Genomic DNA, 15,350 nt, shown 5'->3' with positions numbered 1-15,350 from the left:
GACCATAACGGATGATTGAGGCCGACTGCCCCCCGGGGCAGGTACGGCTCGCTTGCGCAACTCGCCCCGTCGCGGCGATACTATGGCGGGCCAAGGCGCATTTGAGGAGGCGGATATGAAGGTCAACGTCGAGATAGATTGTACGCCCCTCGAAGCGCGGCAATTCTTCGGCCTGCCGGACGTGGCACCGATGCAGACCGCCGTCATGGACAAGCTGCAGCAGCAGATGCTGTCGAACATCGAGAAGATCTCGCCGGAATCGCTGATGCAGAGCTGGTTCACCTTCGATCCCAAGCTCGCCGAGCGCTTCCAGGACATGTTCGTGGCGATGGCCGGCTTCGGCGGCGCGAGCAAGAAGAAATAGTGACCAGCATGGACAGGAGCGTTGATGGGACCGAACGCCGGTTGCGCCCGCCGAGCCTGTTCCTGATGCTGGCGGAGGCGCGCGGCGTGCTCGAGCTCAATTCGAGCCTGCTGCTGTCGCCTTTGCTGATGCGGGCGCCGAGAGGCGACGGTCATCCGGTGCTGGCGTTGCCGGGCTTTCTCGCCAGCGACCTTTCGATGGCGCCGATGCGGCGCTATCTGAAGGAGCTCGGCTACGACGCCTATGCCTGGAACATGGGCCGCAATTTCGGCGGGATTTCCAGCAGGCGGGCTGCGCTGCGCGACCTGCTGAAGCGGGTCCATGAGGCGTCCGGGCGCAAGGTCTCGATCATCGGCTGGAGCCTCGGCGGCGTCTATGCGCGCGACCTGGCGTCGCAGATGCCGGAGTTGGTGCGCTCCATCATCACGCTGGGCAGCCCGTTCGCCGACGACATCCGCGCCACCAATGCGACGCGGCTCTATGAGGTGTTGTCCGGCGAAGCTGTGAACGACATCCCGGAAATCCGCGCCGCGATCGCCGGCGACATGCCGGTGCCGACAACCTCGATCTATTCCCGCACCGATGGCATCGTGAACTGGCGGACCTCGCGCGTGCGGCCGTCGGCCACCGCCGAGAACATCGAGGTGCATTTCGCCAGCCATATCGGCCTCGGCGTCAATCCCGCGGCGCTGTGGGCGATTGCGGACCGGCTGGCCCAGCCGGAAGGGGAATTCCGGCATTTTGACCGCTCGGGCCCCTTTGCCATTGCCTACGGGCCGGCAGAACAGGCACTATCCTGACCAAACGACCAGAAGCGCCGCCCAAGGCGCCCGCGTAAGTAGGCTCTCGGGAGGAGATCATGAGCGACGCCAAGAAGCTGTCCTCGCTGGACGCATCGTTTCTCTATCTGGAAACGCCGGAAATGCCGATGCATGTCGGCAGCATGGCGATCTTCCGCCTGCCCGACGGCTACAAGGGCGACTTCTTCGAGGAGTTCAAGGCGATGATCGCCTCGCGGCTGCACATCGCGCCGATCCTCAAGGCTCGGCTGCAGAAGGCGCCGCTCGACATCGATCATCCGTCCTGGGTCGAGGACGATCAGTTCGACATCGACCGTCACATCTTCCGCGCCAGCCTGCCCGCACCGCACGATCGCGCGACGCTGGAGCGCATCGTCGGCTGGATGCACGCCAAGCTTCTGAATCGCGCCCGCCCGCTCTGGGAGTTCTACGTCTTCGAGGGCATGAAGGACAACGAGATCGGGCTCTATTCCAAGATGCACCATGCCTGCATCGACGGCGGCGCCGGCGCGGCGCTGACCAGCATGATCTACGACCTGACGCCGGTGCCGCGCGAGATTGAGCCGCCGAGCGCGAAGAAAGTCGCGCAGGAACCGCGCGACATCGCGGCCAATCTGATCGATGCCTATCAGCAGCTCTGGACCCAGCCGTTCGAGGCGGCGGCCGCCGCGCAGAAGAGCCTGGAGCTGCCGCGTTCCGGCAAGAGCGACCTTGGCTCGATCCTGTTCGACAACGCCATGTTCCAGATCGAGAGCGCGGTGAAGTTCGCCGGCTCCATGCCGACGGTCATGAAGAGCCTGTCCGACGTCGTCGCCAAGGTCGCCGATCCGAGGTCGCGCGAGAGCCTGCAGGCGATGTCCTCGCCGCCGACCATCCTCAACAAGGCGATCTCGTCCGAGCGCAGCTTTGCCGGCACCTCGATCTCGCTGTCGCGTGCCAAGGCACTGGCGAAGGCGTCCGGCGGCAAGCTCAACGACGTCGTGCTGGCGCTCGCCTCCGGCGTGGTGCGGCGCTATCTGATCAGCCAGGGCGCGCTGCCGAACAAGTCGCTGACCGCAGGCGTGCCGATCTCGCTGCGCGAGGAGGGCAATGCCGAATCCAACAACCAGGTTTTCGGCATGATCTGCTCGATCGCGACCGACATCGAAGACCCCCGGAAGCGGCTGGAAACCATCATCGCGCAGTCGACCAAGTCCAAGGAGATGTCGCATCCGCTGCGCGCCTTGGTGCCGCAGGTCACCAACATCTCGCTGCTGGGCGCGCCGATCCTGGTGCAGATCCTGGCGCTGCTCTACAGCCGCTCCGACCTCTCCAACGTGCTGCCGCCGGCCACCAACATCACGGTCTCGAATGTGCCGGGGCCGCGGCAGACGCTGTATGCGGCGGGTGCCGAGCTGCTGCACATCTTCCCGGTTTCGATCTCGACCCACGGCGTGGCGCTCAATATCACCGTGCAGAGCTACCGCGATCAGCTCGATTTCGGCTTCATCGTGGGCGCCAACATCATTCCCCACGTGCAGGTGATGTGCGACATGCTGCCGCTCGAGTTCGATGTACTCGAGGCGGCGTTCGCTCCCCCGCCTGCGGACATCAAGGGCGCAGCCGAATAAGGATCCCTGCCGATGATTGAGATGCCACCGCTGCAGTTCGCCGAGACGAACGGCATCCGCATGGGGTTTTATGAAGCGGGCCCCAAGACCGACACGCCGCCGGTTATGCTGTGCCACGGCTGGCCTGAACTGGCGTTCTCCTGGCGCCACCAGATCAAGGCGCTGGGCGAGGCCGGCATCCGGGTGATTGCGCCGGATCAGCGCGGCTATGGCGCGACCGACCGGCCGGAGCCGGTCGAGGCCTACGACATGGAGCACCTGACCGGCGACCTCGTCGGCCTGCTCGACCATCTCAAGATCGACAAGGCGATCTTCGTCGGTCACGACTGGGGCGGCTTTGTCGTCTGGCAGATGCCGCTCAGGCATCCTGCGCGGGTCGCCGGCGTCGTCGGCGTCAACACGCCGCATTGGGACCGTGCGCCGATGGACCCGATCGCGCTGTTCCGCCAGCGCTTCGGCGATCACATGTACATCGTCCAGTTCCAGGATCCGGGACGCGAGCCCGACCGCATCTTCGGCAGCCGCGTCGAGCAGACCTTCGACGCCTTCATGCGCAAGCCGGCGCCGCGTCCGGCGGATGCGCCGCCCGAACAGCCGATCGCCGGCGTCGGCGCCTCGGCGCGGCTCAATCTGGCGTTTCCGCAGATGATCGCGAATTACGACGCCAGGCATGATCCGCGCACGCCGATCCTGTCCGCGGACGAGAAGAAGGTGTTCGTCGACACCTTCACCAAGACCGGCTTTACGGGCGGCATCAACTGGTATCGCAATTTCACCCGCAACTGGGAGCGCTCGGCCGGGCTGGACCATCACGTCCGGGTGCCGTCGCTGATGATCATGGCCGAGAACGACGCGGTGCTGCCGCCCTCGGCCGCCGACGGCATGGAGCGGCTGGTGCCGGACCTCGAGAAGTACCTGGTCAAGGACAGCGGCCATTGGACGCAGCAGGAAAAGCCTGACGAAGTCAGCGCCAAGCTGATCGAATGGCGCAGAAAGCGGTTTGGGTGACGACGGGACACTAACGCCGTCATTGCGAGCGAAGCGAAGCAATCCATTGGTCCGCATATGAGGACAGATGGATTGCTTCGTCGCTTCGCTCCTCGCAATGACGAATAGAGGACAGGGGGCACTTCGAAAATGGCGTCCGGCAACAGACTGAGTCCGATTCCGCATCCGCCGACGAAGCCGGTGGTCGGCAACATGCTGTCGCTGGACTCGACCGCGCCGGTGCAGCACCTCGTCAAGCTCTCCAAGGAGCTCGGACCGATCTTCTGGCTCGACATGATGGGCGCGCCGCTGGTGATCGTGTCCGGCCACGACCTCGTCGACGAGCTCTCCGACGAGAAGCGCTTCGACAAGGCGGTGCGCGGCTCGCTGCGCCGGGTGCGCGCGGTCGGCGGCGACGGCCTGTTCACCGCCGACACCAAGGAGCCGAACTGGAGCAAGGCGCACAACATCCTGATGCAGCCGTTCGGCAACCGCGCCATGCAGTCGTACCACCCGAGCATGGTCGACATCGCCGAGCAGCTGGTCAAGAAATGGGAGCGCCTCAACGCCGACGAGGAGATCGAGGTCGTCCACGACATGACGGCGCTCACCCTCGACACCATCGGCCTCTGCGGCTTCGACTACCGCTTCAATTCGTTCTACCGCCGCGACTACCACCCGTTCGTGGAATCGCTGGTGCGCTCGCTCGAAACCATCATGATGACCCGCGGCCTGCCGCTCGAGGGTCTGTGGATGCAGAAGCGGCGCAAGACGCTGGCCGACGACGTCGCCTTCATGAACAAGATGGTCGACGAGATCATCGCCGAGCGGCGCGGCAACACCGCCGCGACCGACGACAAGAAGGACATGCTGGCGGCGATGATGACCGGCGTCGACCGCGCCACCGGCGAGCAGCTCGACGACGTCAACATCCGCTACCAGATCAACACCTTCCTGATCGCCGGCCACGAGACCACCAGCGGCCTGTTGTCGTGCACGATCTACGCGCTGCTGAAGCACGCGGAGGTGTTGAAGAAGGCGTATGAGGAGGTCGATCGCGTCCTCGGGCCCGACGTCAATGCGCGGCCGACCTATCAGCAGGTGACGCAGCTCACCTACATCACGCAATGCCTGAAGGAGGCGCTGCGGCTGTGGCCGCCGGCGCCGGCCTACGGCATCGCGCCTTTGGCCGATGAGACGATCGGCGGCAAGTACAAGCTGAAGAAGAACACCTTCATCACCATCCTGGTGATGGCGCTGCATCGCGATCCCAGCGTCTGGGGCCCGAACCCCGACGTGTTCGATCCCGAGAATTTCAGCCGCGAGGCGGAGGCCAAGCGGCCGATCAATGCCTGGAAGCCGTTCGGCAACGGCCAGCGCGCCTGCATCGGCCGCGGCTTCGCCATGCACGAGGCGGCGCTGGCGATCGGGATGATCCTGCAACGCTTCAAGCTGCTCGACGTGCATCGCTACCAGATGCATCTGAAGGAGACGCTGACCGTCAAGCCGGATGGTTTCAGGATCAAGGTGCGGCCGCGCGACGACAAGGACCGCGGCGCGTTCGCCGGCAGCACGGGCGCGGTTGCAGCCGCGCCGAAGGCCCAGCGGGCGCCGGCCACGCGCCCGGGCCACAACACGCCGATGCTGGTGCTGTACGGCTCCAATCTCGGCTCCGCCGAGGAGCTGGCGACCCGCATGGCCGATCTGTCGGAGATCAACGGCTTCGCGACGCGGCTGGGTCCGCTGGACGACTATGTCGGCAAGTTGCCGGAGGAGGGCGGCGTGCTGATCATCTGCGCCTCCTATAATGGCGCGGCGCCCGACAACGCGACGCGGTTCGTCAAATGGCTCGAAAGCGACCTGCCGAAGGATGCGTTCGCCAAGGTCCGCTACGCGGTGTTCGGTTGCGGCAACAGCGATTGGGCGGCGACCTACCAGTCGGTGCCGCGTTTCATCGACGAGCAGCTCACCAAACATGGCGCGCGCGCCGTCTATCCGCGCGGCGAGGGCGATGCGCGCAGCGATCTCGACGGCCAGTTCCAGAAATGGTTCCCGGAGGCGGCCAAGGTCGCGACCAAGGAATTCGGCATCGACTGGAATTTCACCCGCACCGCCGAGGACGAGCCGCTCTATGCGATCGAGCCGGTGGCGCAGGGCGCGGTCAACACCATCGTGACGCAGGGCGGCGCGGTGCCGATGAAGGTGCTCGCCAACAGCGAGCTGCAGACCAAGGCAGGCGCCCACCCGTCGGAGCGTTCGACCCGGCATATCGAGGTCGAGCTGCCGGCCAGTCTGAAATACCGTGTCGGCGATCATCTCAGCGTGGTGCCGCGCAACGATCCGACCCTGGTCGATTCCGTTGCGCGCCGCTTCGGCTTCCTGCCGGCCGACCAGATCCGCCTGCAGGTCTCCGAAGGCCGCCGCGCGCAACTGCCGGTCGGCAACGCGGTGTCGGTCGGGCGGCTGCTCACCGAGTTCGTCGAGCTGCAGCAGGTCGCGACCCGCAAGCAGATCCAGATCATGGCCGAGCACACCCGCTGCCCGGTGACCAAGCCGAAGCTGATGGCCTATGTCGGCGACGACGATGCCTCGGCCGCGCGCTATCGCACCGAGGTGCTGGCCAAGCGTAAATCGGTGTTCGACCTGCTCGAGGAATATCCGGCCTGCGAGCTGCCGTTCCACCTCTATCTCGAGATGCTGTCGCTGCTGGCGCCGCGCTATTATTCGATCTCGTCGTCTCCGGCCGGCGAGGCGCAGCGCTGCAGTGTCACCGTGGGCGTGGTGGAGGCGCCGGCAAGTTCCGGGCGCGGCATCTACAAGGGCGTCTGCTCGAACTATCTGGCGCGCCGCCGCGCCGGCGACACCGTCCACGCCACCATCAAGGAGACCAAGGCAGGCTTCCGCCTGCCCGACGACAATGCCGTGCCGATCATCATGATCGGGCCGGGCACCGGGCTCGCACCGTTCCGCGGCTTCCTGCAGGAGCGCGCCGCGCGCAGGGCGCAGGGCGCGACGCTGGGGCCGGCGATGCTGTTTTTCGGCTGTCGGCATCCCGAGCAGGACTTCATCTATGCGGATGAGCTGAAGGCGTTCGCGGCCGACGGCGTCAGTGAGCTCCACACCGCGTTCTCGCGTGCCGACGGCCCGAAGACCTATGTGCAGCACCTTGTCGCCGCGCAGAAGGACCGGGTCTGGGAGCTGATCCAGAAGGGTGCGATCGTCTATGTCTGCGGCGACGGCGGCAGAATGGAGCCCGACGTCAAGGCGACCTTGATGTCGATCTATCGCGAGCGCACCGGTGTCGACGCTGACGCCGCCGCGCGCTGGATCGAGGAAATGGGCACCAGGAACCGCTATGTGCTCGACGTCTGGGCGGGTGGGTAGGCTCGGCGCTGGGGACGACGGTGATGTGGTTGAGTGCAAGTTTCTTTCCCCGTCGTCGTCCCGGCCGAGTGCGCGATTGCGCACGGAGCCGGAACCCATAACCACAGGGTTGAGTCGTTGAAGAGGGCTGTGGCCTATAGCGTTTTCGAGCGAAGTGGACGCCGGTTCGCGTGAAGAAAACGCGTCCAAACAACAAGCTAGAGCTTCGGTTCTGATTCAATCAGAACCGAAAATGCTCTAGCGTCGCGCAACTATCTCTTTCGGTGGTTATGGGTCCCTGCTCCCGTGCGCAATTGCGCACTAGGCAGGGACGACACTGAGTTCGTTGCGCCATTCGTGAGTCACTATTTCGCATTCTCCGGGCGCTAGCTTCGCCCGCCCTGCCGGCCATGTTACAAGCCGCCGCATGATTCCATGGGAAAAGATCGATACCGCGCGCATTCCCGGCACCGAGGGTGAATTGCGTCTGATGCGGCGAGGCCGCGAATTCTCGATCATGCTCGGCACCAACGAGCTGATGAACAGCCGCCTGTCGGGCTCGGAAGAGGCGCTGGCGACGCTTGCCGCGAAGAAGATCGAGAAGGTCGCACGGCCGCATTTTCTGATCGGCGGCCTCGGCATGGGCTTTACGCTGCGGGCCGCACTCGCCGTACTCGGGCCCGAGGCGCAGATCACGGTGGCCGAGCTGGTGCCGGCGGTCGTTGCCTGGGCGCGAGGCCCGATGGCGGCGATCTTCGGCGACAGCCTGAACGATCCGCGCGTGAGCATCCGGGAGGAGGATGTTGCCGGCGTGATCGAACGCCAACCGCTCAGCTTCGATGCCATCCTGCTCGACGTCGATAACGGGCCTGAAGGTCTGACCCGCAAGGCCAATGACGCGCTGTATGATGTCGCCGGGCTCAAGGTCGCGCACACGGCATTGCGGCGCGGCGGCGTGCTTGCGGTCTGGTCGTCCGGTCCGAATGCCAGGTTTCCGAAATCGCTGACCCGGGCCGGGTTCGCGGTCAACGAAATTGCCGTCCGCGCCACCGGCCGAGGCCGCGGTGTCCGCCACGTGATCTGGATCGCGGTCAAGGACTAGCCGGCGTCCCGGCGCGCTCGCCAGCCTGATCATGCCAGCTGCCGAGCACAAGCCGTCACGATGTCTCAGAACATCGTGTTGCCGTTCGCCGGGTTTTCCGGAACTGGCTGCGCCACGTCCCAGTGCTCGACGATCTTGCCGTCCTCGAGCTTGAAGATGTCGACGATCGCATTGCCGCGGGTGCCGGGCTCGCGCACGGCGTGGACGTGCAGGATCACGTAGTCGCCGTCGACGAATGAGCGCTTGATCTCGCTGTGCGAGTTCGGAAATTTTTCGCGCAGGAAGCCGATGAACTTGCGGAAGCCTTCCGGGCCGTCGGCCGCGCCGGGATTGTGCTGCACATAGCGGTTGCCGACATAGGCCAGCGCCGCGTCGGCGTCCTCCTGGTTCAGTCCCTTCTCGTAGAACGCCAGCACCGCCTTGCGGTTGGCCTCCTGCTGCGCCTCGCCGGCGGCCGCCATTGCCGATGAAGACGCGAGCGCGAGGAGGAGAGCGGCGACGGCTGTCCGTGGCCGGAGAAGGGTTTTCATCTGGTGGCTCCCGGTGGCTGAGCGGTGGATAGCGCTCTCTACAGCGTCCATGCCGCGCCCGGAAGAACGCACTCCTGGCTCACATGGTTACCGGAAGATACCAGAGCCCCGTTCCGATCGAATCGGGACGGGGCTCCCGATCTGGCTTTGGAGCGTTTTCTTCACGCGAACCGGGATCCACTTCGCTCGAAAACGCTCTCGCCTCACGCCGCCTTCGCCGTCGCGCCATGCGCGTGCTTGTCGATGGCGTCGATGATCTGCGGCCACATCGGGATCGGCAGCGCGTGGCCCATGCCTTCGATCATCACGAGCTTCGCGCCCGGGATCGAGACCGCGGTGTCCTTGCCGCCTTCGGGGTGCACCAGCGGATCGATGGTGCCGTGGATCACCAGCGTCGGCGCCTTGACGCCGCGCAGGCGCTCCTTGCGGCTGCCGGAGGCGAGGATGGCGCGGAGCTGGCGGCCGACGCCCTCCGGATTGAGGCCGCGCTCGAAGGTGCGCCGCGCGCGTTCGGGATCGAGCGCCTCGTCTTCAGGGAACGAGCCGTTGCGCAGGACTTTCCAGGTCTGCCCGAAGCGGACGAAATACTCTTCCTTGCTCTTCGGCGGTGGCGCCATCAGCACCGCGGTCGCCTCGCGGGTCGGCCCCGGGATCTTTGGATTGCCCGTGGTCGACATGATCGAGGTCAGCGAGCGCACGCGCTCGGGAAAGGTGATCGCAACCTCCTGCGCGATCATGCCACCCATCGAGGCCCCGACCAGATGCGGGGTACGGATGCCGAGCGCATCCATCAGCCCGATCGTGTCCCTCGCCATGTCGGCCAGCTTGTAGGGCGCTGCGACCGGGATCTTCAGGAAGCGGAGCTTGAGCAGTTCGAGCGCGGTCAGCCGCTTGCTGCCGCTGAGGCGGGAGGATTTGCCGATATCCCTGTTGTCGAATCGGATGACGCGAAAGCCGCGTGCGGCGAGCTGGCGGCAGAACTCGTCGTCCCAATGGATCATCTGGGCGCCGAGGCCCATGATCAGGAACAGCGGCTCGGCGTTCGCATCGCCAAAAATCTCGTAGCAGATGTCGATGCCATTGGCGCGGATGATCTGCGGCGGTTGATGGGCGAGCGTGGTCACGGGCGTCCCCTGCTGGTGTCGCGGTCAGGAACCTCTATGCCACGGATTGACGCAGCGCAGAAGAGCCTCGGCGTCGCTGGTCGCGCCGCGCAGTTGACCGATCAGCAGCAACAGTGTCGTATGGCAGAAACAAATCGAAGCGCGGCAAGCGCTCAAAATTGGTGTGGAGGAGCGCCGCATGGCCGACAAGGGCAACGATCCTGCCGTGATCTGGCAGACGATGATTGGCGAGATGGAGAAGGGGTTCAACTCCTTCGGCAACCAGCTCATGAGCTCGCCGGAATTTTCCAAGGTGATGAACCAGGCCGGCGGCGTCGCGGCCGGCGCGCAGAAGCAGCTCGGCGAGCTGATGGAGAAATATCTGCTGGCGATGAACCTGCCGAGCCGCGCCCAGCTCGTCGGCATGGCCGAGCGCCTGCAGTCGATGGAGAACCAGCTCAACGAGATCAAGACGCTGCTGCAGCAGGTGCACCACAATTCGCTGGCGCCGGACGACGGCCACGGCGCAACGCCACGGCCACCGCGCACCAAGCAGCCGCCGGCGGAGGGAGGCAGCAAATGAATGCTCCCACCCCCTTTGATTTCGCCTCGATCTCCGAGCGGGTGCAATCCGAGGTGCAGCGTGCGATCCAGCGCAGCATCAAGGGCGTCGAGTATTTCTCGAGCTCCGGCCCGTCGCTCGGCTCGACGCCGAAGGACGTGCTGTATTCGCGCGGCACCATGAACCTCTATCACTACCGGCCGCTGGCCAGCGAAGTCTATCGCGTGCCGGTGCTGATCGTGATGGCGACCACCAACCGCGGCTACATCCTCGACCTGGTGCCGGGGCAGAGCTTCATCGAGTTCCTGCTCAAGCGCGGCTTCGACGTCTACATGCTGGACTGGACTGCGCCCAAGCCCGAGGAAAAATCGCTGCGCATGGAGGATTACGTCCTCGACTTCATTCCGGAATCGGTCCGCCGCGTGCAGCAGGATTCCGGCGAAAAGGACGTCTCGGTGATCGGCTATTGCTTCGGCGGCGTGTTGTCGCTGCTCTATGGCTCGATCTTCAACGACGGGCCGATGAAGAACCTGATCTGCTTCACCACGCCGATCGATTTCCGCGAGATGAAGCTGTTCTCGAATTTTGCCGACCGCCGCTATTTCGATGTCGACCGCCTGATCGACAGCACCGGCAACATGCCGCCCGAACTGATCCTGCAATCGTTCGACATGTTGCGGCCGGCCGCGCGTGTCGTCGGCCAGATCCAGCTCTGGGACAACATCTGGAACGACGAGTTCGTCAAGTCGTACCGGATGTTCGATCGCTGGGCGACCGACACGCTGCCGCTCGCCGGCGAATATTTCCGCGCCATCACCAAGGACCTGATGTGGGACAACAAGCTCTACAACGACACCATGACGGTCGGCGGCCGCGAGGCGAAGCTTGCCGACATCAAGGTGCCGATCCTGCACGCGGTCGCCGAGCACGACCACATCGTGCCGTATGATGCGGCAAAGCACCTGATCACCAAGATCGGCTCCGCGGACAAGGAGGAGGTGATGCTGAAAGGCGGTCACGTCTCGCTGGTCGCCGGCGCCAACGCAATCAAGCGGCTGTGGCCGAAACTGGACTCCTGGCTGGGCAAGAGATCGACCTGAGAAGGGCGACTTGAGAGAGATCGACATGACCGAACAACGCTCCTATCCGCGCCGCATCAAGACCGAAGCGGGCGACATCGAGTTTCGCCTGATGATTCGGGACCACGAGGCCGCGGTGCTGGCCTTCGCGCAGAAGCTGCCGACGCATGATCTCTTGTTCCTGCCGCGCAACATCAGCCAGCCGAAGGTGCTGTCGGCCTGGATCAACGAGATCGAGCGCGGCGACATCACGAGCCTGCTCGCGATCAAGGACGGCAAGGTGGTCGGCTGCGGCACCCTGGTGCGCGATCCGCATTCCTGGTCGCCGCATGTCGGCGAGATCCGGATGGTGGTGTCACCAGACGTGCGCGGGCAGGGCGTCGGCCGGGCATTGTCGCAGGAGACCTTCGCCATCGCGCTCGGTGCCGGGCTGGAGAAGTTCTCGGTGCAGATGACAGTCGACCAGCGGGCGGCGATCGCGTTGTTCGAGAGCCTCGGCTTCAAGGCCGAGGCCCTGCTGCGCGACCATGTCCGCGACGTCGAGGGCAAGACCCACGACATCGTCGTGCTGGGCCACAACGTGGCGCAGGTCCGGGCACAAATGGAGGCGTATGGGGTCTCCGAGGCAGTTGGAGGTAATTAGAAACCTTCTGCCGCCCCTTCAGTAGGCAATCTGCCGGATCTTCATGCTGTTCACAGGTTTGTGATATCGCATCGCACCATCGATGTTGCGATGCACCATGGGGCGTGTCATAACACCGTTGCCCCGGGCCAAACCGGACGGGGTGAGCCCATAGCTCAAACCTGAGGATGGAGAGACCCCAATGACCACCGAAACCAATTCCGTGCTGAACAGCGTCAAGGAAGCCTTCGCGCCCGTCACCGAGGCGTTCACCAAGCTTCAGAACCTGGAAGTTCCGGAAGCCGCCCGTGAGTTCGTGAAGAAGCAGGCCGAGGCCGCCAAGACCCGCGCTGCCGATGCCTATGCCGGCTCGGAGAAGGTGACCAACGTGATCGAGTCCGCTGTTGCCGGTTCGGTGACAGAAGCCGCCAAGATCAGCCGCAACATCCAGCAGGCGATCTACCAGGACGCCGAGGCGTTCTTCGCCGGCATCGACAAGCTCGCGTCCGCCAAGTCGCTGGGCGAAGCCGCCCAGATCCAGTCGGAGCTGGCCCGTGCGCGTGGCGAGCTGTTCGTCTCGCGGGCGAAGGCCACCACGGAGTATCTCGGCAAGCTCGTCACCGACGGTGCGAAGACCGCGCAGGACAACTTCGCCAAGGTCTACGGCAAGACCGCCTGATCGGGTTTTGCACTGACCGACTGCCCTTTTCGAAGGCTCGCCATTTTGCGGGCCTTCTTTTTTGCCTTGTCGGACGTCATCCTGAGAGTCTGACTCAAAACAAGTCATTGAGATCTCACGCTCTGGCCAATCGGCGGGAGAGCAGGCGGATGCTTGCAATGAGAACCCAAGCCTCCGCGCTGGCGATGGTTGCCTCGAAGTCTTTGGCAAGTCGTCGATTGCGGCCGAACCAGGCAAAGGTACGCTCGACGACCCAACGTCGAGGCTCGGCCTTGAACGTTCCAACGCTCTGCGAGCGGGTGACGATTTCAATCGTCCATTGGCCCAAATCAGCGATGGCATCGAGCAGCTTAGGGCCACGGTAGACGCGATCGGCGAAGATGTGGCGCAGGTTGGGGAACAGGCGGCCGATGAGCCGCAACAGCGGGACTGCACCGTGATTGTCTTGAAGGTTGGCGGGATGCACCTGCACAGCCAGCAAGGAGCCCTCGGTGTCGGTGACGATATGACGCTTGCGCCCCTTGACCCGCTTGGCCATGTCAAACCCGCTTGGACCGCCATTTTCCGCGGTCTTCACGCTCTGGCTGTCGATGATCCCAGCCGTTGGAGTGGGGTTGCGTCCTTGCCGTTCGCGCATGCGTCGGACCAGGGCATCATTGACCCTGCGCCACAATCCAGAACCGCGCCATTTGTAAAAATAGTACTGAACCGTCGAGCATGGTGGGAAGTCCTTTGGCAGCGCGCGCCATTGGCAGCCGCTGGCTCCAATGTAGAGAATTGCATTCATGATCACGCGCAGGCTGATCTCGCGCGGACGGCCGCGCCGGCATTGCGCAGGCATCAACGGCTCGATCAGTTCCCACTCCGCATCCGTCATGTCGCTTGCATAACGAAGTCCGTCGCGTCGATATTGTTGTCGGGTGATTTCGGTCCAACACATGTTGTGCTCCCTCGAGTCTTCGCAAACACGAAGGAATCACAACGGGCTGAAATCACTCAACTTTCTTTTTAAAGCAGGCTCTGAGGAGCGAGCGGAGCGAGCCTCGAAGGATGGGAGCGAGCGACGGTGCTTGTGGCCATCCTTTGAGGCGCGCAAAGTGCGCGCACCTCAGGATGACGCCGGTGTGTGTGGCGTCCAGGTAGACTAGCGTACATTCGAAATCCCATGACCCTTCCCGCCGCCCTCATCGCAACGCCCGTCGATGCCGAACGCGCGGCCGAGCTGCGGCGCGTCAAGTGGCTGGCGACCGGCGTGCTGGCGGCAACCTTCGTCATCTTCATCGCAGCGAAGACGCTGCTGCCGGTGCATCCGGTGTTCGGCTTCATCGCGGCATTTGCCGAGGCCGCGACCATCGGCGGGCTCGCCGACTGGTATGCCGTCGTCGCTTTGTTCAAGCGGCCGCTCGGCCTGCCGATCCCGCACACCGCGATCATCCAGAGCAATCAGGCGCGCATCGCCGAGAAGCTCGGCGAGTTCATCGAGAACAATTTCCTGGAATCGGGGCCGGTCGAGGCCAAGCTGCGCGAGATCGATTTCGGTTCGTTCATCGCCGACTGGCTGCGCGACCGCAAACGCTCGGAGGATCTCGCGCGCTTCGTGCTGCGGATGCTGCCCGAGGCGTTCGCGGCGACCGAGAGCTCGGGGCTGATGCAGTTCATCAGCCGCCGCGTCACGACGCAGGTGCTCGCGATCGACCTCGCGCCGCTCGCGGCCGGCGCGCTGCGCGGCTTCGTGCAGGAGGGCAAGCATGGCGGGCTGCTCGACGACATCCTGCGCGTGCTGCACCAGACGCTGACGCAGCAGGAGACCATGGCCGTGATCCGCGACAAGGTCCGCGCCGAGATGCCGACGCTGCTCAGGCTCTATCGCGCCGACAAGTTCGTGGTGAACCGGATCATCGCGTCCGCCACGAAATTCTTCGAGGAAGTGCGCAACGACCCGCAGCATCCGTTCCGCGGCGAGTTCGACCGCATGCTGCTGTCCTTTGTCGACCGGCTCGGCAGCGACAAGGCATTCGCCGATCGCATCGACGGTCTCAAGCGCGATCTGATGGCACGGCCGGAGCTCGCCAATCTCGGGCGCACCGTCTGGGCCAACGTCAAGGACTTCATCGAACGCAGCGCCTCGGGCGAGTCGCAGGTGCTGCAGCATCAGCTGGCGCGAATGCTGGTCGAGGCCGGCGACGCGCTCGACGGCGACGCCGACCTGCGCGGCGAGATCAATCAGGGCCTGGTGGCCATCCTGCGCACCGTCGTCGCCGAGCAGAAGAGCGGCGTCTCGGGCTTCATCGCCGACCAGATGAAGAGCTGGGACATGGAGCAGCTGATCTCCCTGATCGAGGTCAATGTCGGCAAAGACCTGCAATACATCCGCTTCAACGGCGCGCTGATCGGCGGGCTTGCCGGCCTCGCGCTTTACACCCTGGAGTACACGCTGCGGCTGCTGTGACCGATTGGGCACGGACGTCACTTTAGTTGTGGCAAGTGTGACCTGGACCGCTTGCACGAAAGTGTCCGGTTCCCTAGCTTTTCAGGACAGATTGTTGCGT

14 protein-coding genes are annotated in these 15,350 nt (G+C 64.4%); 11 read left to right on the top strand and 3 right to left on the bottom strand.

Going from position 1 to position 15,350, the window contains the following annotated elements:
• Positions 1–115 precede the first annotated feature (115 nt).
• The 6 genes from JEY66_RS31175 (at position 116) to JEY66_RS31150 (ending at position 8,226) form a co-directional block, all read left to right on the top strand.
• Positions 116–364: a DUF6489 family protein gene (locus tag JEY66_RS31175; RefSeq protein ID WP_018270495.1), complete on the top strand. Its 249-nt coding sequence runs from the start codon at positions 116–118 to the stop codon at positions 362–364.
• A gap of 8 nt (positions 365–372) precedes the next feature.
• The gene (locus tag JEY66_RS31170; RefSeq protein WP_026192477.1) at positions 373–1,164 is read left to right on the top strand and encodes an alpha/beta fold hydrolase; all 792 of its coding nucleotides are present in this window, start codon (positions 373–375) and stop codon (positions 1,162–1,164) included.
• A gap of 59 nt (positions 1,165–1,223) precedes the next feature.
• Positions 1,224–2,774 (top strand): WS/DGAT/MGAT family O-acyltransferase, encoded by a 1,551-nt coding sequence (locus JEY66_RS31165; protein ID WP_018270496.1) that lies wholly within the window; start codon positions 1,224–1,226, stop codon positions 2,772–2,774.
• 12 nt (positions 2,775–2,786) lie between these two features.
• Entirely contained in the window at positions 2,787–3,782 is a 996-nt protein-coding gene (locus tag JEY66_RS31160; protein WP_018270497.1) for an alpha/beta fold hydrolase, read from the top strand.
• A gap of 129 nt (positions 3,783–3,911) precedes the next feature.
• Positions 3,912–7,145, top strand: coding sequence for a bifunctional cytochrome P450/NADPH--P450 reductase (locus JEY66_RS31155; RefSeq protein ID WP_018270498.1), 3,234 nt, complete (start codon positions 3,912–3,914; stop codon positions 7,143–7,145).
• 406 nt (positions 7,146–7,551) lie between these two features.
• The gene (locus tag JEY66_RS31150) at positions 7,552–8,226 is read left to right on the top strand and encodes a polyamine aminopropyltransferase (RefSeq protein WP_016842901.1); all 675 of its coding nucleotides are present in this window, start codon (positions 7,552–7,554) and stop codon (positions 8,224–8,226) included.
• 65 nt (positions 8,227–8,291) lie between these two features.
• Here JEY66_RS31150 and JEY66_RS31145 read toward each other — a convergent pair whose 3' ends face one another.
• Complete coding sequence (locus JEY66_RS31145; RefSeq protein WP_016842900.1) at positions 8,292–8,687, bottom strand: nuclear transport factor 2 family protein; 396 nt, start codon at positions 8,685–8,687, stop codon at positions 8,292–8,294.
• Between the two features lie 272 nt (positions 8,688–8,959).
• Positions 8,960–9,880 (bottom strand): alpha/beta fold hydrolase, encoded by a 921-nt coding sequence (locus JEY66_RS31140; protein ID WP_018270499.1) that lies wholly within the window; start codon positions 9,878–9,880, stop codon positions 8,960–8,962.
• A gap of 178 nt (positions 9,881–10,058) precedes the next feature.
• Between JEY66_RS31140 and JEY66_RS31135 the strand changes: the two genes are divergently transcribed.
• From JEY66_RS31135 to JEY66_RS31120, 4 genes are all read left to right on the top strand, one after another.
• On the top strand, positions 10,059–10,442 hold the full coding sequence (locus JEY66_RS31135) for a hypothetical protein (protein WP_016842898.1): 384 nt from the start codon (positions 10,059–10,061) through the stop codon (positions 10,440–10,442).
• Positions 10,439–11,521 (top strand): PHA/PHB synthase family protein, encoded by a 1,083-nt coding sequence (locus JEY66_RS31130; protein ID WP_026192479.1) that lies wholly within the window; start codon positions 10,439–10,441, stop codon positions 11,519–11,521. The genes JEY66_RS31135 and JEY66_RS31130 overlap by 4 nt, the downstream gene beginning before the upstream one ends.
• Before the next feature lie 25 nt (positions 11,522–11,546).
• Positions 11,547–12,143: a GNAT family N-acetyltransferase gene (locus JEY66_RS31125; RefSeq protein WP_016842896.1), complete on the top strand. Its 597-nt coding sequence runs from the start codon at positions 11,547–11,549 to the stop codon at positions 12,141–12,143.
• A gap of 181 nt (positions 12,144–12,324) precedes the next feature.
• On the top strand, positions 12,325–12,801 hold the full coding sequence (locus tag JEY66_RS31120; RefSeq protein WP_018270500.1) for a phasin: 477 nt from the start codon (positions 12,325–12,327) through the stop codon (positions 12,799–12,801).
• A gap of 115 nt (positions 12,802–12,916) precedes the next feature.
• Here JEY66_RS31120 and JEY66_RS31115 read toward each other — a convergent pair whose 3' ends face one another.
• Positions 12,917–13,741, bottom strand: a complete 825-nt coding sequence (locus JEY66_RS31115; RefSeq protein ID WP_026191947.1) for an IS5 family transposase — start codon at positions 13,739–13,741, stop codon at positions 12,917–12,919.
• A 225-nt stretch (positions 13,742–13,966) separates the two neighbouring features.
• On the opposite strand from JEY66_RS31115, the gene JEY66_RS31110 reads away from it, so the two are divergent.
• Positions 13,967–15,250 carry a DUF445 domain-containing protein gene (locus JEY66_RS31110; RefSeq protein WP_018270501.1) on the top strand — a complete coding sequence of 428 codons (1,284 nt, stop codon included), beginning with the start codon at positions 13,967–13,969 and terminating at the stop codon, positions 15,248–15,250.
• Positions 15,251–15,350: the final 100 nt, after the last annotated feature.

Origin of the sequence: Bradyrhizobium elkanii USDA 76 (genome assembly GCF_023278185.1) — a bacterium.
Taxonomy (GTDB): domain Bacteria; phylum Pseudomonadota; class Alphaproteobacteria; order Rhizobiales; family Xanthobacteraceae; genus Bradyrhizobium; species Bradyrhizobium elkanii.
This window is presented reverse-complemented; position numbering and strand designations above follow the sequence as displayed.